Source organism: Nitratireductor sp. L15S-10, from assembly GCF_045011005.1.
Classification (GTDB): domain Bacteria; phylum Pseudomonadota; class Alphaproteobacteria; order Rhizobiales; family Rhizobiaceae; genus Nitratireductor.
The window spans coordinates 3,367,084-3,387,318 of the sequence record NZ_CP120674.1 but is presented as its reverse complement, the minus strand read 5'-3'; the positions used below and the strand labels follow the sequence as shown (position 1 = coordinate 3,387,318).

General features: G+C 61.7%; 13 protein-coding genes. 9 read left to right on the top strand and 4 right to left on the bottom strand.

Going from position 1 to position 20,235, the window contains the following annotated elements:
• Position 1 precedes the first annotated feature (1 nt).
• Genes P2W41_RS16175 through P2W41_RS16165 form a run of 3 tightly spaced genes read right to left on the bottom strand, consistent with a single transcriptional unit; the run spans position 2 to position 3,499 of the window.
• Entirely contained in the window at positions 2-1,318 is a 1,317-nt protein-coding gene (locus P2W41_RS16175) for an aspartate aminotransferase family protein (protein WP_404933759.1), read from the bottom strand.
• Between the two features lie 23 nt (positions 1,319-1,341).
• The gene (locus P2W41_RS16170) at positions 1,342-2,655 is read right to left on the bottom strand and encodes a glutamine synthetase family protein (protein WP_404933758.1); all 1,314 of its coding nucleotides are present in this window, start codon (positions 2,653-2,655) and stop codon (positions 1,342-1,344) included.
• The gene (locus tag P2W41_RS16165) at positions 2,645-3,499 is read right to left on the bottom strand and encodes a MurR/RpiR family transcriptional regulator (protein ID WP_404933757.1); all 855 of its coding nucleotides are present in this window, start codon (positions 3,497-3,499) and stop codon (positions 2,645-2,647) included. The genes P2W41_RS16170 and P2W41_RS16165 overlap by 11 nt, the downstream gene beginning before the upstream one ends.
• A gap of 117 nt (positions 3,500-3,616) precedes the next feature.
• Between P2W41_RS16165 and P2W41_RS16160 the strand changes: the two genes are divergently transcribed.
• From P2W41_RS16160 to metH, 8 genes are all read left to right on the top strand, one after another.
• Positions 3,617-5,398, top strand: coding sequence for an ATP-binding cassette domain-containing protein (locus P2W41_RS16160; RefSeq protein WP_404933756.1), 1,782 nt, complete (start codon positions 3,617-3,619; stop codon positions 5,396-5,398).
• Between the two features lie 31 nt (positions 5,399-5,429).
• Positions 5,430-6,584 (top strand): ABC transporter substrate-binding protein, encoded by a 1,155-nt coding sequence (locus P2W41_RS16155; protein ID WP_404933755.1) that lies wholly within the window; start codon positions 5,430-5,432, stop codon positions 6,582-6,584.
• An 8-nt stretch (positions 6,585-6,592) separates the two neighbouring features.
• Positions 6,593-7,309, top strand: a complete 717-nt coding sequence (locus P2W41_RS16150; protein WP_404933754.1) for an ABC transporter ATP-binding protein — start codon at positions 6,593-6,595, stop codon at positions 7,307-7,309.
• Positions 7,309-8,202 (top strand): branched-chain amino acid ABC transporter permease, encoded by an 894-nt coding sequence (locus P2W41_RS16145; protein WP_404933753.1) that lies wholly within the window; start codon positions 7,309-7,311, stop codon positions 8,200-8,202. The genes P2W41_RS16150 and P2W41_RS16145 overlap by 1 nt, the downstream gene beginning before the upstream one ends.
• Positions 8,199-8,981 carry an N-formylglutamate amidohydrolase gene (locus P2W41_RS16140; protein WP_404933752.1) on the top strand — a complete coding sequence of 261 codons (783 nt, stop codon included), beginning with the start codon at positions 8,199-8,201 and terminating at the stop codon, positions 8,979-8,981. Before P2W41_RS16145 ends, P2W41_RS16140 begins: the two co-directional genes overlap by 4 nt.
• A gap of 2 nt (positions 8,982-8,983) precedes the next feature.
• Positions 8,984-9,619, top strand: coding sequence for an isochorismatase family cysteine hydrolase (locus P2W41_RS16135; RefSeq protein WP_404933751.1), 636 nt, complete (start codon positions 8,984-8,986; stop codon positions 9,617-9,619).
• 84 nt (positions 9,620-9,703) lie between these two features.
• Positions 9,704-12,748 (top strand): aminotransferase class III-fold pyridoxal phosphate-dependent enzyme, encoded by a 3,045-nt coding sequence (locus P2W41_RS16130; RefSeq protein ID WP_404933750.1) that lies wholly within the window; start codon positions 9,704-9,706, stop codon positions 12,746-12,748.
• A 134-nt stretch (positions 12,749-12,882) separates the two neighbouring features.
• Complete coding sequence (gene metH, locus P2W41_RS16125; protein ID WP_404933749.1) at positions 12,883-16,665, top strand: methionine synthase; 3,783 nt, start codon at positions 12,883-12,885, stop codon at positions 16,663-16,665.
• 441 nt (positions 16,666-17,106) lie between these two features.
• Here metH and P2W41_RS16120 read toward each other — a convergent pair whose 3' ends face one another.
• Entirely contained in the window at positions 17,107-18,072 is a 966-nt protein-coding gene (locus P2W41_RS16120) for a helix-turn-helix domain-containing protein (protein ID WP_404933748.1), read from the bottom strand.
• Positions 18,073-18,372: 300 nt separating this feature from the next.
• Here P2W41_RS16120 and P2W41_RS16115 point away from each other — a divergent pair, with 300 nt between their 5' ends.
• Entirely contained in the window at positions 18,373-20,202 is a 1,830-nt protein-coding gene (locus tag P2W41_RS16115) for a sodium:proton antiporter (protein ID WP_292899154.1), read from the top strand.
• The last annotated feature ends 33 nt before the right edge of the window (positions 20,203-20,235 follow it).

The window sequence follows — 20,235 nt, the reverse complement described above, 5'->3', positions numbered from 1 at the left end:
CTTACCAGCCGGCAAAGCGTTCCAGCAATTGCGGGTCCACCTTGCCGGCTTCCACATCGCTCAGAGCCTGATCCAGAATGGCGATCCCGCGCAGGGCTTCATCCTCGCTCAGGTTTAGGGGCGGGGTGAATTCCAGAACGTTGGAATTGAGGCCCACATAGTAGATGACGAGGCCGAGCTGGAAGACGCGGTAGACGGTGAGCGCCGTCTGCTCGATGGCGGGCGTGCGGGCCTTGCGGTCGCTGACAAGCTCGACGCCGATGGCAAGCCCATGGCCGCGCACATTGCCAATGAGGGGGTGTTTTTCCTGCAAAGCGCGCAGGGCGGAAAGCATCGTGTTGCCGACCTTTGCGGCGTTCTTGACCAGATTTTCGCGCTCAATGGTTTCAAGCACGGCAAGGCCCGCTGACGCGCAGACCGGATTGCCATGAAGGGTCTGGAAGGAAAAGGTCGAGGCGTGGTTCATGATGGCTTCGGGGCCGACGACCGCCGAGATGGGCAACCCGCCACCAAGCCCCTTGCCGAACACGACGATGTCGGGCTCGATGCCGCTGTGTTCGAACGCGTGAAGGCGTCCGGTGCGGGCGAGACCCACCTTCACCTCGTCGCAGACGAGCAGAATGCCATGCTTGCGGCAGAGCCTCTCGATTTCCCTGAAATAGCCCGGCGGTGGCACCAGCATTCCGCCATCCGACTGGATAGGCTCGATGAAGAAGGCTGCCACGTCCTGCGGTGAGACGGAGGTGGCGAAGAGCTCTTCGATATGGGCGAGCGCCGCTTTCGATGCGGCTTCGGGGCTGCCCGAAGCATATGAGTCGGGATAGGGGACGAGGCTGAGGCCGGCGGCCTTTTCAATTCCACCCTGTGCGGGGTGGCCGGAAATCGCAACCGAGCCCACCGTTCCGCCGTGATACGCGCCCTTGAAGGAGATGATGCGCGGTCGACCGGTTGCCGCGACAACCGCGCGGGCGACGGTTTCGTTCGCGTCTGAGCCCGAATGGCCGAACCAGACACGGCCTGCGGCGCGCTTCGGCACCAGAGAAAGAAGTTTCTCGGCGAGAAGAACGCTGGGCTCGTTGGCGGTGGAGAGATAGCTGGCTCCGGCCTGGTCGGACAGCGCGCGGTTGACGGCCTCGGCGAGTGCGGGGTGGCCGTGGCCGAGGCTGGCCGCCCCCCAGGAGGCGGCGAAATCGAGAAGGTTGCGTCCATCATCGCCGCGCAGCATCGAGCCCTTGCCGCCCGTCACCGCCTGCGGGAAAAAGCGCAGATGAGCGAGCGTGGAAACGCTGCGGCTTTCGCGTTCGTAGAGACCGGTCATGCGGCTTTCCCCCTGACGCTTGATCAGTAGACGGCTTCGTAGCGGGCGCAGCGTTCCGCCTCGCTGAGGTCGGCGGTTTGTGCGAGCTCTCCGCGCTTGTGCTTCAGATAGACATCAAGCGCCTCCCTGCCGATCCACTCGGCCACGCGCGGGTTTTGTTCGAGGCGATCCAGCGCTTCGCCGAGCGACTGCGGCAGGCGCACGAGACCGCGCTCGGCGAGCTTTGCTGCCGGCAATTCGGAGAGGTCTTCTTCCGTGACCTGCGGTGCGGCAAGGCCTTCTTCGATGCCCTGCGCGCCGGCGTGGGCAAGCGCTGCGAGAACTAGGTAAGGAGAGGCGGTGGCATCGGCTGCGCGATACTCGAAATTATACTGTTTTGCGGCACTTTCCGCGCTGGCGCTCGTCACCGGGCAGATACGCACGGCGGCCTCGCGGTCGTGATAGCCCAGATTGTTGAAGGCCGCACTCCAGCGATGCGGCGTGAGCCGTGTGTAGGAGATGGCGGACGGTGCTGTCAGCGCGACAATGCTGTCCATATATTTCAGGATGCCGGCGATGAAGGAGCCGGTTTTTTGAGCCATGCCCCACGGTGCGTCGGGGTCGTAGGTGGCGGGTTTGCCGTTTTCATCCACGAAGCTCATATGCACATGGACGCCATTGCCGACGCCGGCGGGATCGCGGATGGGCACGAAGGTGACGGGCTCGCCCATGCGCTCGCCGACAAGCCGCGTGACCGCACGCACCTTGACAGCGGTATCCGCGGCGGTGACGCCGAGATCGGGCCCGTTGGTGACCTCGAACTGGTCGGCGCCATATTCTTTCAGGAAGGTGTCCGGCTTTACACCGGCCACTTCAAGGGCAGCCATGACCGTTTCGCCGAAGGCCCGGTGCTTGCCGAAGCTGGCAAGGCCGAAGGCTTCGCCCGGCCCTTGCGCAGGATTGCGGGACTGGAACTCGTGCTCGAAGGCGGCGACAAGACGCAGTCCGGAGACATCTTCGAGCCGCTTCAGCGCGGTTTTCAGAATGGAGCGGGTGCAGCAGCTCCACGGATCGCCGTCGAGATGGAGGATGTCGCCAAGAACGAAACGCTCGACCGGGCCACCGTCTTCGAGATCGAGCGTGACAGCCGTGTCGGCATCCGGCACGAGGATCAGATCGCCAAAGGAGCCGAACGGGCTCTCGGCAATCGTGTCGAAGCAGGTGATCTGCACATTGGTGGGTGTCCAGCCCACGCCCTGACGAAAGCGCTTTTCCATTTCCTTCAAGGGAAAGGCCTTGCCGCGCGTGATGCCGGAAAAATCCGAAGTGGCGGCAAACATCAAGGGATTACTGATCATCGTCGCGTGCTCCATGATCGAAGCGGAGCGAGTCCCAGGCTTCGATGCGTTTGCGGGTTTTGTCCCAGTTGGTTTCGGCAATGCGGGTCAGCATCGCCTCCATCAGCACCATGGCGCCGGAATAGCTGTCCCAGACGGTGCCGCTTTCGATGGGGGTGGCGAAGACCTCATTGGCGTGATTGGCGGCGGGCGACATCCATTTGTCGGTCAGGACAACGATCTGGACGCCGCTCTGCGCCTTGGCGCGGCGGGCAAGCTCGGCCAGATTGCGCTGGTAACGGCGGTAGTCCACCATGAACAGCACGTCTTTTGAACGCATGCGCAGCATGTATTCCGGCCAGATTTCCGGATCCGCCGGCAGGTGGAATACGCCGCTTCTCACCTGGCGCAGATGACGCGAGACATAAAGCGCGATGGCATCGCTGATGCGCCCGCCGATCAGATAGACGTTGCGTTTTTCGTCGCCCAGAAGGTCGCAGACGCGCTCGAACTGAGCGCTTGTGATGGCGGATGCCGAGGCGGAAATGAGATTGAGGGCGCGAGAGACGAAATCTTCCAGATAGTCGCCCTGAATGGGGCGATCGCCCACATGCAGGTCGAGCGGCGAGCGGTTCGACTGGCGTATTTCATCGATCAGATGACGCTGGAAATCCTGATAGCCCTGAAAGCCGAGCTTGGTGACGAAACGCGAGATCGAGGGCGGCGAGGTGCCGGTCTTGTTCGCGAGATCCTGGATCGTGTCCAGGCCCGCATAGGGATAGTCAAGCAACAGCGCGGTGCACAGCTTCCTTTCGGTCGCCGTGAGCTCGCTCGACAGGTTCTCCAGCCTTTGTCTGACTTGCATCGAATTCCCCTCCCGGCAAAACAGACGATTTTGAAAATCATAAGTCAATATGAAAATTTTTGGTTGACTATGAAAAAATAATATCAAAGCTAGATGAGGGGAGCAAAAGGGGAATTCATGTTCACGTCATCGCGCCAGCATTTCATTGCCGCCGCTCTTGCCATTATCGTTCTGGCTGTGGTGGGCGTTGTCGTCGCCGGTTTTTTCGGTGCTGCTGCCGAGCGCGTGCTGACTGTTTTCTTCATCTCGCTCATCGCGGTGACGGGCATTGGTGTCTATAGCGGCAACAGCGGTATCCTGAGCTTCGGCCATGTGGCCTTCATGGGCATCGGTGCTTATGTGTCGGGCCTTTTGACGCTGCCGGCGGGATTGAAGATGGCGACGCTGCGCGGGCTGCCGGACTGGCTTGCTGCAACCGAGCTCTCGCTCATCCCTGCCATCATCGTCGCGGTTCTGGTCACGGCGGTGATTGCGCTTCTGATCGGCATTGCCATCGGCAGGCTGGAAGGGTCGGCGGCGTCCATCGCCACGCTCGGCCTTCTGGTGATTGTGCATGGCGTGATCATCGGCTGGCGCGATGTGACGCGCGGCGCGCAGTCCTTTTTCGGCGTTCCGCGTGACACGACGCTGATCATCGCCGCGGTGGCCTGCGTGATCGCGCTGATCGCGGCGCGCTGGTATCGCGATTCCCTTTCGGGTCTACGCTTGAGGGCGGGCCGTGAGAACGCCATTGCGGCCAAGGCCGTTGGCATCAATGTGCAGCGCGAACGCCTCGTCTCATGGGTTCTGAGTGCCGCCATCATGGCGCTCTCGGGCGCGCTGATCGCCCATTTTCTGGGCGCTTTCAGTCCCAAAAAGTTCTATTTCCACGACACGTTCCTGCTTCTGGCGATGCTGATCGTCGGCGGCATGACCACGGTGACGGGCGCCATCTCCGGCACGATCCTGATCACGGTGATCACCGAAATCCTGCGCCGCTTCGAAAGCGGCATGAGCATTGGCGGGTTGGAGCTGCCGGCTGTGTTTGGTACGACGCAGATCGGCATTGGCCTGCTCATCCTGTTCGCCATGTTCCGCATGTCGGAAGGCGTGATGGGGCTGAAGGAATGGGAAGAGCGCGCTTTCCCGTTCAGGCCGAAGCGAGGTCGGGCCGAAGCGCTCGGCAAACGCACGAGCGACGACCTTCTGAAGGTCGAGCATGTGTCGATGCAGTTTGGCGGTCTGCGAGCGGTGGACGATGTGAGCATCTCCGTCAATCCGGGCGAAATTCTGGGCCTCATCGGCCCCAACGGTTCGGGAAAAACAACGCTTCTGAACATCATCTCCGGCGTGCTGAAGCCGACCGAAGGCGATGTGGTGCTGGGTTCGAAATCGCTCACCGGCGTGGCATCGGAGAAGATTGCCGACGCAGGCATCGCCCGCACATTCCAGAACATTCGCCTGTTCCCGACGCTGACCGTCTATCAGAATGTTCTGGCAGCGGCCCTTTCCACCCATGGCGGAAAGAATGCGGAGGAGCGGGCCGGTGCCGCACTCGCGCGCCTCGGCATCGAGGAACGCGCCGGCGAGGATGCTGGAACACTCTCCTATGGTGAGCAGCGCCGGGTGGAGATTGCGCGCGCACTCGCCTGCGAACCGACGCTGCTTCTGCTCGATGAACCGGCTGCCGGCATGAACCGCGAAGAGACCGACGATCTGATCGAACGGCTGAAGGTGCTATCGGCCGATCTGGGACTGGGCGTCGTGCTTGTCGACCACGATCTGAAGCTGATCAACGAACTGTGCGACCGCATTGTCGTGCTCAACGAAGGAAAGCTCATTGCGGATGGCGCCCCGGCTGCCATTCGGGAGAACCCGGCGGTCATCGAGGCATATCTCGGGCCGGGCAAGGCCGCCTGACAAACGAACAAACAAGAAAGAGGGAACTGACATGAACAAACTGCTCATATCCACACTTCTCGCCAGTGCGATGGCGTTTCCGGCTGCGGCAGAAACGCTGCGCGTCGGTGTCGCAACCGCACAGACCGGCGCACTCGCACCCTTTGATACGCCCGTGATCGACGGCATCCACATCGCCGTCGACGAGATCAACGAAGCCGGCGGCATCGACGGCAAGATCAAGATCGAGCTTCTGGAAAAGGATGTGCGTTCCGACGCGGCGCAGACCTCCATTGCCACTCAGGAACTGGTGGATGAGGGCGTTTCCGTGATCGTGCTGCCTTGCGATGCCGATCCGGCGCTTGCCGCCATCGGCGTTGTGACCGAAGCGCAGATCCCGGCCATTTCCACCTGCGCCTCCTCACCCACCCTGCCGCAGATCGGCGGCGACTACATGTTCGCCAACTTCCCGGGCGACAACGTGCAGGCCACCGTTTCGGCCAAATGGGCCTATGACGAGGGCCACCGCAGCGCCTACATCATCTATTCGCCCGACACGCAGTACACGACGATGCCGCTCTACTTCGCGGAAGTGTTCGAGAAGCTTGGCGGCAAGATGCTGGGCGAGGACACGCACACGATCGGCCAGCAGGATTTCTCGGCCATCGCGACCCGCATCGCTGCGCTCGACCCGCAGCCCGATGTGATCATGACCTCGACCTATGAGCCGGATTTCCCCTCCATGTTGAAGGCGCTGCGTGCGGCGGGCGTGGAAAGCCAGATCATCGGTTCCGACGGCATCGACAGCCCGACCACTTTCTCGCTTGGCGCGGTGGCCGAAGGACTTGTCTTCACCACCGCAGGTCACCCGACCGAGGGCAGCCCGCTCGAAGCTTTCAACAAGAAGTTCGAAGAGGTGAACGGCAAGGCACCAGAAACCGTGTTCAACGCGGTTGGCTACGACCTCATCAAGGTCATCGAGGCGGCGGTGATCGCGGCGGACGGCTCCACCGATGCGCAGACGCTGCGCGATGCGATCGCCAATCTGGAGAACGTCCAGGGCGCGACGAGCACCATCACCTACAAGGGCACGGATGGCATGCCCCTGCGCGAGGTGAGCCTGATCCGCGTGAAGGATGGCGGGCGCGAATTGATCGGCCAGCCGACGCCTGACGCCGCGCTCATCCCCGAACCCCGCGTTCAGTGAGGCAGGACGTGTCTGCGCTACTGACAGTCCAGTCGCTCCAGGTGCAATACGGTGCCGTGCAGGCGGTGCGCGGTATCGATCTGGACGTGCGTGAAGGCGAAATCATCGCGCTTCTGGGCGCCAATGGCGCTGGCAAGTCCTCGACGCTCAATGCGCTGGTCGGTCTGGCGCCGGCCAGCGCAGGCAGGATCACCTTCAGGGGGCAGGATGTGACCGGCAGCGCGCCGGAGCGTTTTGCTTCCCTCGGCATGACGCTGTCGCCCGAAGGCCGGCGCGTCTTCGGCACGCTCAGCGTGCAGGAAAACCTGCTCATGGGCGCCTATTCCATGCGGGACAAGGCCGAGGTGAAAACGGCTTTTGAACGGGTCTTTGACCTGTTTCCGATTCTGCGGGAACGCCGTGAGCAGTTTGCTGGAACGCTTTCGGGCGGCCAGCAGCAGATGCTGGCCGTTGGCCGCGCGTTGATGAGCAATCCGCGTCTTCTACTGCTTGACGAACCGTCGCTGGGGCTCGCGCCGAAGATCGTCGAGCAGGTTTTCGAGCTGATCACCGTGTTGCGCAAGCAGGGGGTGACCATGGTGGTCGTCGAGCAGAATGTCTCGATGGCGCTCGAGGTCGCGGATCGCGGATACGTGATGGCCAGCGGCCGCATCGCAGCTTCCGGCACGGCCGCCGAACTGCGCAATTCCGACACGCTGCAAGCTGCCTATCTGGGGGCCGATTAATGGATCTGTTTCTACAGCAAACCGTCAATGCCTTCGCATTGGGCGGCACCTATGCGCTGCTTGCGCTGGGCCTTGCCATGGTCTTTTCCACCATGGGGCTGATCAACTTCGCCCACGGTGAGCTGATGACCATCGCCGGCTACATTCTGATGGCCTGCGGCCTTGCGGGCGTTCCCTTCGCCTTCTCCATTCTGCTTGCCATTGCGGCTGCTGTGCTTGCCGCCGTGGCCATGGAGCGCATTGCCTTCAGGCCGGTGAGAAACGCTTCCGGCGCGACCATGCTGGTGACGAGTTTTGCAGTGTCGATGATCCTGCAGGTTCTGTTCCAGAACTTCATTTCCGCCCGCTCGCAGGCCGTTCTTGTGCCGGAAATCCTGTCGGAAAGCGTGCGCTTCGGCGGACTGGTGATCGGCGTCAACAAGATCGCGGCCATCGTCACCACCATCGTGATGCTGATCTTCCTCGACCGTTTCATGAAGCATCACCGCATCGGCATCGCCATGCGGGCGGCGGCGGAAGACTTCTCCGTCGCGCGCCTCATGGGCATCCGCGCCAACACGGTGATTGCCGGTGCGTTTGCGCTGTCGGGTTTTCTGGCCGGCGTTGCGGCGGTGCTCTGGGTAAGCCAGCGTGCCTCGGTCGATCCGCTGATGGGCTTCACGCCGGTCCTCAAAGCCTTCATCGCGGCCATCCTTGGCGGTCTCGGCTCGCTGCGTGGCGCCGTGGCTGGCGGCTTCCTGCTCGGTTTCATTGAAATCTATCTGGCCGCCTACCTGCCGGCCAGCATGCAGGAATTCCGCGATCCCATCGCCCTTTGCCTGGTCGTTCTCGTGCTGATCTTCCGCCCGAACGGCCTTATCCCGTCGCCAGCCCTCAAGGCGGAGAAAGTATGAGCCTTCACACATCTGTCGGAGAGAGTGAGCGTCTCCTGTCGCCGCTCGATCCGGATCCGGTCACCATTATCAATCAGGAAAGCAGCTTTCCGGTGCTGCTGGTCTGCGAGCATGCGGGCAAGACGGTGCCGGCAGCCCTGAACGGTCTCGGTCTTCCGGACGATGCGCGCGAGGCGCATATCGGCTGGGACATCGGGGCCGCCGCCGTCACGCGGCTGATGGCCGAACAGCTGGGTGCGCCGGCGGTGTTTCAGAGCTACAGCCGGCTGGTGATCGACTGCAACCGCCCGCCGGAAGCACCCGACGCGATGCCGGAGGTAAGCGATGGCGTGATCGTGCCGGGCAACCGCTCCCTGAGCGACGATGCGCGCGCCCACCGCACGCAGGAGATATTCGAGCCGTTCAATGCGGCGGTGACGATGATGCGCGAAGCGTCGCACTGCCGGGCGATCCTGTCGATCCACAGTTTCAACCCGCAGCTACAGGACGGTGTTCCGCGCCCCTGGGAAATCAGCTTCCTTTATCGCAAGGACACAGCGACCTCCGAGCGGTTGCGACACCTGGTGCTGGAGAATGCGCCAACCCTGACCGTGGGCATGAACGAGCCCTACCAGATCGACGATGAGTCGGACTGGTTCGTGCCGCGTCACGGGGAAGAAAGCGGTTTGCCGCACAGTCTCATTGAAATTCGCAACGATCTCATCTCAGATGCCGCCGGGCAGGCAGAATGGGCAAAGCTCATGACCGCCGTCGTGCATCGCTTTGCAATGGAGTTATAGACATGGAACTCACGCGCAATGTTCCCATCGAGCCGGGCCAGGCGGCGATCCTCTATGTGGATGTGCAGAATTTCAGCGCCAAGAAGAATGGCGCGGAGTTTGCTGATCTCGACGAAAAGACGCTGAACGAGAAATATGGCTGGTATTTCGACCGGCTTGAGGGCGAGGTGATCCCGCGCATGCAGAAGCTGCAGGCGGCCTGCCGCAAGGCGGGCGTGGAGGTGATGTACACCACAATCGAAAGCCTGACGCTTGACGGACGCGACCGCAGCCTCGACTACAAGATCACCGGCTTCAATGTGCCGAAGGGCTCGTGGGACGGCAAGGTGATCGACGAGATCGCGCCGGGCGAAGACGAGATCGTGCTGCCGAAGTCTTCCTCCTCCGTCTTCGTGTCGACCCATATCGACTACATTCTGCGCAATCTGGGTGTGAAGCAGCTCATCATCTGCGGGCTGATCACGGATCAATGCGTGGAAAGCGCCATTCGCGATGCCTGCGACCTTGGTTATCTGGTGACACAGGTGACGGACGCCTGCCTGACCTACAGCCAGGAACGCCACGACAATTCGCTGCGCACCATCAAGGGCTATTGCCGGCAGGTGACGACGGAAGAGCTGATCGCGGAACTTTCCTAGATCGGTTGTTCTCATCGACCCTGAAAGTGGTCTAGATCGCTGCATGAATGAGACCGCCGGAAACGGCACGCGGGAGGGTTCAGCATGACCGCAATTCTCGACACGGTTCCGCGCTTTTCTGAGGAAGAGGCGGCAGGGCTTCTCAAAGATGTCTATGGCATCGAGGGCGCGCTTTCGGCTCTGGCGAGCGAACGGGACCAGAATTTCAGGGTGAAAACGCCGGAAGGCACGTTCATCTTCAAGATTGTCAATGCGGCTGAGCCGGTCGAGGAGAGCGATTTTCAGACCGCACTTCTGCAGCATATCCAGTCTGCTGCGCCTGACCTGCCGGTGCCGCAGCTTCTGCCAACGCTCAAGGGCGAGGCGCTGGGTTCTGTTGAAGGCGCAAACGGTGCGACGCACAGGCTGCGGCTCGTAAGCTGGATCGAGGGCACGCCGCTTGCCGAAGTGCCCCGCAGCGAGGCGGCCATGGAGAGCCTCGGCGAACTGCTTGGCCGGTTCAATCATGCGCTCAACGGGTTCATGCATCCGGGTGCCGTGCGACCGCTCGACTGGGATCTGCGCCTTGCCGGCAACAACCGCGCGCGGCTTGACCATATCCGCGATGCGGACGATCGCGCGCTTGCGAAGCGCTTCATCGACCGTTTCGAGGCGAATGTGATACCACGGCTTTCGCGCCTGCGCGGTGGGGTGATCCACAATGACGCGAACGACTGGAACGTGCTGGTCGATCCGGCGGATCACACGAAGATCTGCGGTCTGATCGATTTCGGCGATGCGCTTTACAGCGCGCTGATCTGCGAGGTGGCGATTGCCGGCGCCTATGGCGCGCTCGACTGCGATGACCCGCTGGGAGCGATCGGTGCGCTGGCGGCCGGGTTCCACGCGCAGTATCCGCTGCTGGAAGAAGAAATCGACCTGCTGTTCGATCTCGTCGCCATGCGGCTTGTCACCTCGGTGACGATCTCGGCCAGCCGCCAGTCGGAAGTGGCAGACAATCCTTATCTTGCTGTGAGCGAGAAGCCGGCCTGGGATCTTCTGCGGCGGCTGGGAGCGATGGACTCGCGCTTTGCCACGGCCATCCTGCGCAACGCCTGCGGCTTCGAGGCGATGCAGGGTGTGCGCGCGGTGAAAAGCTGGCTTGCGAAGAACCGCAGCCGTTTCGCGCCGGTGCTGGCGCGACCGGCTGCGAGCTATCCGACTGCCCATGTGCCGCTTGGCGACCGGGACGATGCAATCGCGATTGCCTCTGCGGAGGAGCGGCCAGACGAGGCACAGGCGCTCTGGGAAGAGGCGGTGGGCGATGCAAGACGTATCCTCGGTATCGGGCCGTGGGGCGAGGATCGCGGCGTCTATACGAGCGAGATTTTCGAATCCCGTCTGATCGCGGGTGAGCGCCGCACGCGGCATCTGGGGCTTGACCTTTTTCTGCCGGCCGGGGCTGCGCTGTATGCGCCGCTGGAGGGAACCGTGCGCGAGGTGAGCATCGAGCCCGCACGGCTTGGCTATGGCGCGGTGATGGTGCTGGAACACAATCCGGAAGGCGGCCCCGCATTCATGTCGCTGTGGGGGCATCTCGCCCATGAGGTGGCGGACCGGCTAAAGGTAGGTGACCGGGTCGAGGCCGGCGCGTTTCTGGCCCATATGGGCGGGCCGAAGGAAAATGGCGGCTGGATGCCGCATCTGCATCTGCAGATCGCCTGCGACACCACAATGAGTGCCGATGACATTCTGGGCGTTGGCGAAACGCGCTATCTGGAAACATGGGGCGAGCTCTTCCCCGATGCGAGCGATTTTGCCGGGCTCGTGGCGGTGGATGCGGGGCGGCTTTCCAAGGCCGAGATCGTGGAAAAACGGCAGTCTCTGCTCCTGCCAAACCTGTCGATTTCCTATGAGGAGCCGATCAAGTTCGTGAAAGGCGAGGGCGTCTGGCTCATCGACGACCGGGGTCGCGCCTATCTCGACTGCTTCAACAATGTCTGCCATCTCGGCCACTGTCACCCGGCGGTTGTGGAGGCGCTGGCTCGGCAGGCGGCGACGCTCAACACCAACACGCGTTATCTGCACGACAACATCGTCGCCTATGCGGAGCGGCTGACGGCGACCATGCCGGAAGAACTTTCCATAGCGGCCTTCGTGAATTCGGGTTCGGAGGCAAACAGCCTGGCGCTGCGCATGATGCGGGCACATACGGGCCGGGAGAACGCCATCGTTCTCGACTGGTCCTATCACGGCACCACGCAGGAACTGGTGGATCTCAGTCCCTACAAGTTTCGCCGCAAGGGCGGGCAGGGACCGAAGCCGCATGTGCATGTGGCCGAACTGCCGGATGCCTACCGCGCACCGTCCGACTGGCCACAGGAGGAACTGGCGAAGCGCTTCGCGGCAAGCGTTGCCGGCCAGATCGACGCCATGGCGGCGAAGGGTGAGGCGCCGGGCTTCTTCATCGCTGAATCCATCCCCAGCGTTGCCGGGCAGGTATTCATGCCCGAAGGCTATCTGGAGGAAGTCTACCGCATGGTGCGGGCGGCAGGCGGCATCTGCATCGCTGATGAGGTGCAGGTGGGCTTTGGCCGCGTCGGCAGCCACTGGTGGGCGTTTGAAACACAGGGCGTGGTGCCCGACATCGTCACGGTGGGCAAGCCCATCGGAAACGGCCATCCCATGGGTGCGCTGGTGGTGCGGCGCGAGATCGCCGAAAGCTTCCACAATGGCATGGAGTATTTCAACACGTTCGGCGGCAATCCTGTCTCCTGCGCGGTGGGTCTTGCAGTGATCGACACGATCGAGCGCGACGGCCTCAGGCAGAATGCGGCGGAAATCGGTGCCTATCTCAAGGCAGGCTTCATTGAGCTTCAGCATCGCTATCCCGTGATCGGCGATGTGCGCGGCATGGGTCTGTTCCTCGGCATCGAGCTTGTCGAGGACCGTGAGACGAAGATGCCGGCCACGGCATCAGCGCGCGCGATCTGCAACGAGGCGCGGGCGCGCGGCGTGTTGATGGGCACGGAAGGCCCCTATGACAACGTGCTGAAGATGCGCCCATCGATGATCTTCTCAAGAGCCAATGCGGACCACCTTCTGGGAGTTCTGGAAGAGAGTTTCGAGGCGGTGGCGAGGGCAGGCTGAGTCCCTCGGACGCCGGGTGAAACGCTGCGTGAACGCAAGGCTGATCCGTGATATGGTCAGGGTGTGCATGTTGACATAAAGATATCTTTATGTGATGCACCCTGTAATTCTATCAAGGATGAAAAGCGTCGCCCATGTCGTCTATCGATGAACTGTTTGGTCCCGTTGGCGAAAAGCCGGATGGATCGGAAATCTTCGCCGCGCTGCACAAGGCTGCGGGCGAGCGCATCCTCATCCTTGACGGTGCGATGGGCACGCAGATCCAGGGGCTGGGCTTCGACGAGGACCACTTCCGCGGTGACCGCTTCATCGGCTGCGCCTGCCACCAGCAGGGCAACAACGACCTGCTCAACCTGACGCAGCCAAAGGCGATCGAGGAAGAACACTTCCGCTATGCGATGGCGGGCGCGGACATTCTTGAAACCAACACATTCTCCTCAACGACCATTGCCCAGGCCGATTACGGCATGGAGGAGATGGTCTATGAGCTCAACCGCGACGGTGCGCGCCTTGCCCGCCGTGCAGCCAGGCGCGCCGAAGAGAAGGACGGTGTGCGCCGCTTCGTGGCAGGCGCACTCGGACCAACCAACCGCACCGCTTCCATCTCGCCGGATGTGAACAATCCCGGCTACCGCGCCGTCACCTTCGATGATCTGCGCACCGCCTATGGCGAACAGCTTCGCGGGTTACTCGATGGCGGCGCGGACATCGTGCTGATCGAGACCATCTTCGACACGCTCAATGCAAAGGCGGCGATCTTTGCCTGTGAGGAAATCTTTGCCGAGCGCGGTGTGCGCCTTCCGGTGATGATCTCCGGCACGATCACCGATCTTTCGGGCCGTACGCTTTCCGGCCAGACGCCGACGGCCTTCTGGCATTCGGTGCGCCACGCCAAGCCGATTACCATTGGTCTGAACTGTGCGCTGGGGGCCGCTGCCATGCGCCCGCATCTGGCAGAGCTTTCGGGCGTGGCCGACACGCTGATCTGCGCATATCCGAATGCTGGCCTCCCAAACGCCTTCGGCCAGTATGACGAAAGCCCGGAGATGATGGCCGAGCAGGTCGCGGAATTCGCGCGCGAAGGGCTGATCAATGTGGTTGGCGGCTGCTGCGGCTCGACGCCCGAGCACATTGCCGCGATCCGCGACGCGGTGGCGAACCATCCGCCGCGCGAAATTCCCGAGCGTGCACCCTTGATGCGCCTTTCGGGGCTGGAGCCCTTCACGCTCACCGACGACATTCCCTTCGTCAATGTGGGTGAGCGCACCAATGTCACGGGTTCGGCGAAATTCCGAAAGCTCATCACTGCCGGTGATTACGCGACCGCGCTCGACGTGGCGCGCAACCAGGTGGAAGGCGGCGCGCAGATTATCGACGTCAACATGGACGAGGGGCTGATCGACTCCACGAAGGCCATGGTCGAGTTCCTGAACCTCGTGGCGGCGGAGCCGGATATTGCGCGTGTTCCGGTGATGATCGACTCCTCCAAATGGGAGGTGATCGAGGCTGGTCTGAAATGCGTGCAGGGCAAGGCCGTGGTCAACTCCATCTCGCTCAAGGAAGGTGAGGAGGCGTTCCTGCATCAGGCCAATCTGTGCCGCATGTATGGTGCGGCGATGGTCGTGATGGCTTTTGATGAAACCGGCCAGGCCGACACCAGGGCCCGCAAGGTGGAGATCTGCACCCGCGCCTACAAGCTCCTGACTGAGAAGGCCGGTGTTGCCCCCGAAGACATCATCTTCGATCCGAACGTGTTCGCGGTCGCCACCGGCATCGAGGAGCACGACAATTACGGCGTCGACTTCATCGAGGCAACGCGGGAGATCACTCAGACCCTGCCGCATGTCCATATCTCGGGCGGCGTGTCGAACCTCTCCTTCTCGTTCCGCGGCAATGAGCCCGTACGCGAGGCGATGCACGCCGTTTTCCTCTATCACGCCATTCAGGCGGGCATGGACATGGGCATCGTCAATGCCGGCCAGCTTGCCGTCTATGACACCATTGATCCAGAGCTGCGCGAGGCCTGTGAGGACGTGGTGCTCAACCGCGAGCCGAAGGCGGGCGGCACGGCGACGGAGCGGATGCTCGATATCGCTGAACGCTATCGTGGCACTGGAGGCCGCGAGGCGAAGGAAAAGGATCTTTCCTGGCGCGAGCTGCCGGTTGATAAGCGGCTGGAACATGCACTGGTAAACGGCATCACCGAGTATATCGACGCGGACACAGAAGAAGCGCGGCAGAAAGCAGAGCGCCCGCTCCATGTGATCGAAGGTCCGCTGATGGCGGGCATGAACGTGGTCGGCGACCTGTTCGGCGCAGGCAAGATGTTCCTGCCGCAGGTTGTGAAGTCCGCGCGGGTGATGAAACAGGCCGTCGCTCTTCTGCTTCCCTATATGGAAGAGGAGAAACGGGCCAATGGCGGGGGCGAGCGCGAGAGCGCCGGCAGGATCCTGATGGCGACGGTGAAGGGCGATGTGCACGACATCGGCAAGAACATCGTCGGCGTCGTTTTGGCCTGCAACAACTACGAGATTATCGATCTGGGCGTGATGGTGCCGGCTGCAAAGATCCTGGAGACCGCACGCGAAGAGAAGGTCGACATCATCGGTCTGTCTGGTCTCATCACCCCGTCGCTCGACGAGATGGTGCATGTGGCGGCCGAAATGGAGCGCCAGGGATTCGATATCCCGCTTCTGATCGGTGGCGCGACGACCAGTCGGGTGCACACGGCGGTGAAGATCCACCCGAGCTATGAGCGCGGGCAGGCGGTTCATGTAAACGATGCGAGCCGTGCGGTGGGCGTCGTCTCAAACCTGCTTTCGGCGGAGACGCGCGACGGTTTTGTTGCAAATCTGCGCGAGGAATATCGCAAGGTGACGGAAGCGCATGAACGCTCCGAGCGTGACAAGCAGCGCCTGCCGATCGACAAGGCCCGCGCCAATCCGCACAGGATCGACTGGGCGGCGTACACGCCGCCGAAGCCGAGCTTCACCGGCACGAAGGTTTTCGAAAACTGGGATCTGGAAGAGCTTGCGCGCTATATCGACTGGACACCCTTCTTCCAGACCTGGGAGATGAAGGGACGGTACCCGAAAATTCTCGAAGACGAGAAGCAGGGTGAGGCCGCGCGGCAGCTCTTTGCCGACGCGCAGGCCATGCTGAAGAAGATCATCGACGAAAAGTGGTTCGTGCCGCGCGCCGTGATCGGGTTCTGGCCGGCCAATGCCGTGGGCGATGATGTGCGCCTCTTCACCGATGAAACGCGGGAAGAGGAGCTTGCTTCTTTCTTCACCTTGCGCCAGCAGCTCACCAAGCGTGGCAACAAGCCGAATGTTGCCTTGTCGGATTTCGTCGCTCCGGTAGACAGCGGGAAGCCTGACTGGATCGGCGGTTTTGTGGTGACGGCGGGCATCGAGGAAGTGGCGATTGCCGAGCGTTTCGAGCGGGCGAATGACGACTACAACTCGATCCTCGTAAAGGCGCTGGCCGACCGGTTCGCGGAAGCCTTTGCCGAACGCATGCATGAGAAAGTGCGCAAGGAGTTCTGGGCTTATGCGGGTGATGAAACCTTCACGCCCGAGGACCTGATCGCCGAACCCTATGCGGGTATTCGCCCGGCACCGGGCTATCCGGCGCAGCCGGATCACACGGAGAAGGTGACGCTCTTCAAGCTTCTCGATGCGGAGAAGAATGCGGGCGTGAAGCTGACCGAAAGCATGGCCATGTGGCCGGGTTCATCTGTTTCGGGGCTCTATTTCTCGCATCCGGAAAGCTATTATTTCGGGGTTGCCAAGGTCGAGCGCGATCAGGTGGAAGACTATGCGGCCCGCAAGGGCATGGAGGTCGCGGAGGTGGAGCGCTGGCTTGGGCCGGTGCTGAATTATCTCCCATCTTCTTATTCGGAAGCTGCCGAATAAACCCGCACTACCGGCATGGGTGCGCAAAAGGGACCACAGAGAGGCACACACACGCTTGTGCGTGGCTGCATTCATTCACGCGGGTGAGTGAGACGGCGCGTTCCCGGCCGGGCATGATTTCCTGCGATCTGCTCTGCTTCTGAAACAAAAGGAGCAGGCGGGGGCTTTTAGCTGGCGGCTGAGCCTCCCGCCTGCCGGGGCAGCCCCTTCCAAAAATATGAGAAGAGGCAAGGTGTAGCGTCTGGCTCGAGAAAATCGCTCAGACGCGTTCAAAGTGATCTGAGGTCGTACGGCCCAACTCTGGAAGCCGTTGCGATCTCAGACCGCATTCTTATGCATTTTGCGGGGATGGTAGATTGATACCACGCTGCGGGGCAGTGGGGGTGTGGCTTCTGTGGCTACGACCTGTCTCAAATCTGAAACAGGTCGGGTCTGAAATTGTCAGTTGCCACGACCTATTCCCAGCCGTGCCATTTTGCGATGCATGGTTGCACGGGATATTCCGAGCTGACGTGCTGCTTCCGAAACATTGCCTCCGGTGCTGAGAAGCGTTCGCTGCAACGCACTCCGCTCCGCGTCCGCCAGGGCAGGAACAGCAGGCCGCTCCGGGGCGTCGTAGAGGTCGCGTGCGAAAATTGGTCTCGAGATGGGGCCGGGCGGCAGGTCGAGCATGGCCCGGGCGGTCCGCGTCGCACCGATAACCAGATCGTGGCGATCAACCGCGATAAGCGCTGTCGTGTCTGCTACGGGCAAAAGCATGATCCGTGCCTGCGGATAGGCCAGCCGAAAGGCTTCTGCCTCGATGCGGCGTGCCGCGTCTCCAACGGCCGTCGCGATCAGATGAAGAACTCCTTCCGTCAAGTCAGCGCGGCACGAAGAGACATCAAGCGCACCCGCAAGTTGTCCTTCATGATCGTAGACAGGCGCCGTGGTGCAGGAGAGGAGCGTATTGCGCGAATGGAAATGCTGGTCGAGGTGTATTGTCAGCGCCCGGCTTTCCGCCAGGCATGTGCCGATGCCGTTGGTTCCCTCGACCTGCTCGCTCCAGACATTGCCTGTCCACAGCCCCCATCGCTGAAACGTGGCATCATCGCCTGCCGCGCTGCGCCGCTCGACGGGAATGCCTTTCTGGTTGGCGAGTAGCACACAATAGCCGGAACTGCCCACGGCGAGAAAGAGCTGATCCAATGAGGCCTGCGCGGACCGGATCAACGGTTCGCATCGAGCGCGGGCCGCAGCAAGTTCGAAATCCGAAATCCGTTCTGGCCCGCGCCTTTGAGCCGGATCTAGCCGGTGTAGGCGAAACGAGCGCTGCCACGAGGCGACCAGAGCAGATTTTGCTGCATGGTCCGAATCCACCGCGGCCAGCACCCGGTCTGCATGAAAAATCACGCCCCGTCCATTCATGGTATTCCTCCCCATGACCCGTCGGCGCCCTCCACGCCATTTCAGTTGCCGGGCCCGCTGCTGATCATGGTTGAAGTTTCGTTGCTGGAGCCGATCTGTCAATACGACCTCTAGAGAATGAGTAAGCGACTTTGTGGAGGCAGCGGATTTAGGGCCGTGCAGCGCGCTCGCCGGTGTTCTCGCCCGCACGCCCGAATGTTTTTTCTTCCGTGCATTTGGTGTGTTGGATGCTTGCGCTGGAGCGACTATTCTGCCTGAGGCATTCCAGTTCCCTGCCCCTCTCAGACAAACGGATCTCCTATGCATGATATCGGACTGAAAATCGCGCTGATCGGCGTGATGGGCATGGGCGCGCAGTGGCTCGCCTGGCGACTACGTCTGCCCGCTATCGTGCTTTTGCTGCTTGCCGGTGTTCTCGCTGGTCCAGCCACCGGATTTGTGAATCCGGCGGAGGATTTCGGCACGATTTACCGCCCGCTCGTCTCGCTCGCCGTCGCAATCATTCTATTCGAGGGCGGGCTCACGCTGAATTTCAAGGAGATCAGCGAAACCTCCACGGCGGTGCGGCGCATCATCATTTTCGGCGGTCCGCTCGTCTGGGTGATGACCGCGCTTTCCGCTCACTATATTGGTGGCCTCTCATGGCCGACGGCTGTGGTGCTCGGTGCCATCCTGGTGGTGACGGGGCCGACCGTTATCACACCGCTCCTGCGCCAGGCGCAGCTTGCTGCGCGACCGGCATCGCTGCTCAAGTGGGAGGCTATCGTCAACGACCCGATCGGAGCTCTTTTCGCGGTTGTTGCTTTTGAGGTCATTCTGGTTCTGATCGGGCAGCATCAGGGCGGTAGCCTCGCCTATGTGGTGGTGGCTGCATTTGCTGTTGCGGTTGTCGGCGGCTATGTGGCGGCGCGGGCCATTCACTGGGCGTTCGTGCGCGGCGTTGTGCCGGAATTCCTGAAAGCGCCCATCCTGCTCGCCACAGTGCTGTTGGCCTATGCGCTGACCAATCTGGTTCTTGAGGAGGCGGGCCTCCTGACGGTGACGGTCATGGGCATCGTGCTCGCGAACACGCGCATTGCCAGCCTTGCCGAAATGCGGCGGTTCAAGGAGACCATCACTGTCTTCCTCGTCTCGGGCATATTTATCCTTCTGACCGCCTCGCTCACGATCGATGACTTCAAAAGTCTCGACTGGCGGGCAGCGATGTTTGTGGCGTCGCTCCTCTTTGTCGTGCGCCCACTGGCAATCATGACCGCTACGACTGGGTCCGGCGCGACACTTGCGGAGCGCACGCTTTCAAGCTGGATTGCGCCGCGCGGTGTGGTGGCTGTCGCCGTGTCTGGCCTGTTCGGCGGGGCACTCGCAGATGCGGGCATTGCCGATGCGAACCGCATGGTGGCATTCACCTTCGCCGTGGTTGTCACCACAATTGTGCTGCATGGTTTCACGCTCGGCCCGTTGGCCTCGCTGCTGAAACTGAAAAGCGCCGAAAAGCCCGGTCTGCTCATCGCCGGCGGACCGAGATGGGCCATTGATCTGGCGCGAAAGCTGCGCGAGATGGACGTGCCGGTCATGATTGCTGATCCCAACTGGAACCATATTGCTGAGGCGCGCCTATCCGAGGTCCCCGTATTCTACGGGGATATCCTGTCGGAAGAAGCGCATCACAGTATTGATCCGAAACGATTTTCCACCCTGATCGCGGTGACCGACAACGATGCTTACAATTCACTCGTCTGCACTGATTTCGCACCGGAACTTGGCCGGTCGCATGTCTATCAGCTCGGGCGCGGGGCAGATCAGTCGAAACGGATGTCGCTCAATTTCACCCTTGGCGGCCGCCCGCTCACAGACGAGGGCGTGGATTTCCGCACCCTGCGTGAGCGGCATTGGCAGGGCTGGACGTTCCAGGCCACGAAGCTGACCGACGAGTTTGATTATGATGCCTATCTGAAAAGCCGAGCGGATGACACGATCGTGCTTCTGTGGGTGAAACCGTCGGGTAAACTCGTTTTTGCCGCCGGTACCACTGGGGCGCCATCGACCGACGATCGTGTGGTCAGTTTCACGCCGGCAAAGGACCGCCGGGCAGGCGGTAACGGCGGAGTGTCCCCTGAGGAAAAAGGGTGAGCACAATGTGGGCGGCACCGCAGTAAAATCGCG

Coding starts and splice junctions, on each gene's coding strand:
- P2W41_RS16175 (WP_404933759.1), bottom strand. CDS start 1,318: ATGACCGGTCTCTACGAACGCGAAAGCCGCAGCGTTTCCACGCTCGCT.
- P2W41_RS16170 (WP_404933758.1), bottom strand. CDS start 2,655: ATGATCAGTAATCCCTTGATGTTTGCCGCCACTTCGGATTTTTCCGGC.
- P2W41_RS16165 (WP_404933757.1), bottom strand. CDS start 3,499: ATGCAAGTCAGACAAAGGCTGGAGAACCTGTCGAGCGAGCTCACGGCG.
- P2W41_RS16160 (WP_404933756.1), top strand. CDS start 3,617: ATGTTCACGTCATCGCGCCAGCATTTCATTGCCGCCGCTCTTGCCATT.
- P2W41_RS16155 (WP_404933755.1), top strand. CDS start 5,430: ATGAACAAACTGCTCATATCCACACTTCTCGCCAGTGCGATGGCGTTT.
- P2W41_RS16145 (WP_404933753.1), top strand. CDS start 7,309: ATGGATCTGTTTCTACAGCAAACCGTCAATGCCTTCGCATTGGGCGGC.
- P2W41_RS16140 (WP_404933752.1), top strand. CDS start 8,199: ATGAGCCTTCACACATCTGTCGGAGAGAGTGAGCGTCTCCTGTCGCCG.
- P2W41_RS16135 (WP_404933751.1), top strand. CDS start 8,984: ATGGAACTCACGCGCAATGTTCCCATCGAGCCGGGCCAGGCGGCGATC.
- P2W41_RS16130 (WP_404933750.1), top strand. CDS start 9,704: ATGACCGCAATTCTCGACACGGTTCCGCGCTTTTCTGAGGAAGAGGCG.
- metH (WP_404933749.1), top strand. CDS start 12,883: ATGTCGTCTATCGATGAACTGTTTGGTCCCGTTGGCGAAAAGCCGGAT.
- P2W41_RS16120 (WP_404933748.1), bottom strand. CDS start 18,072: ATGAATGGACGGGGCGTGATTTTTCATGCAGACCGGGTGCTGGCCGCG.
- P2W41_RS16115 (WP_292899154.1), top strand. CDS start 18,373: ATGCATGATATCGGACTGAAAATCGCGCTGATCGGCGTGATGGGCATG.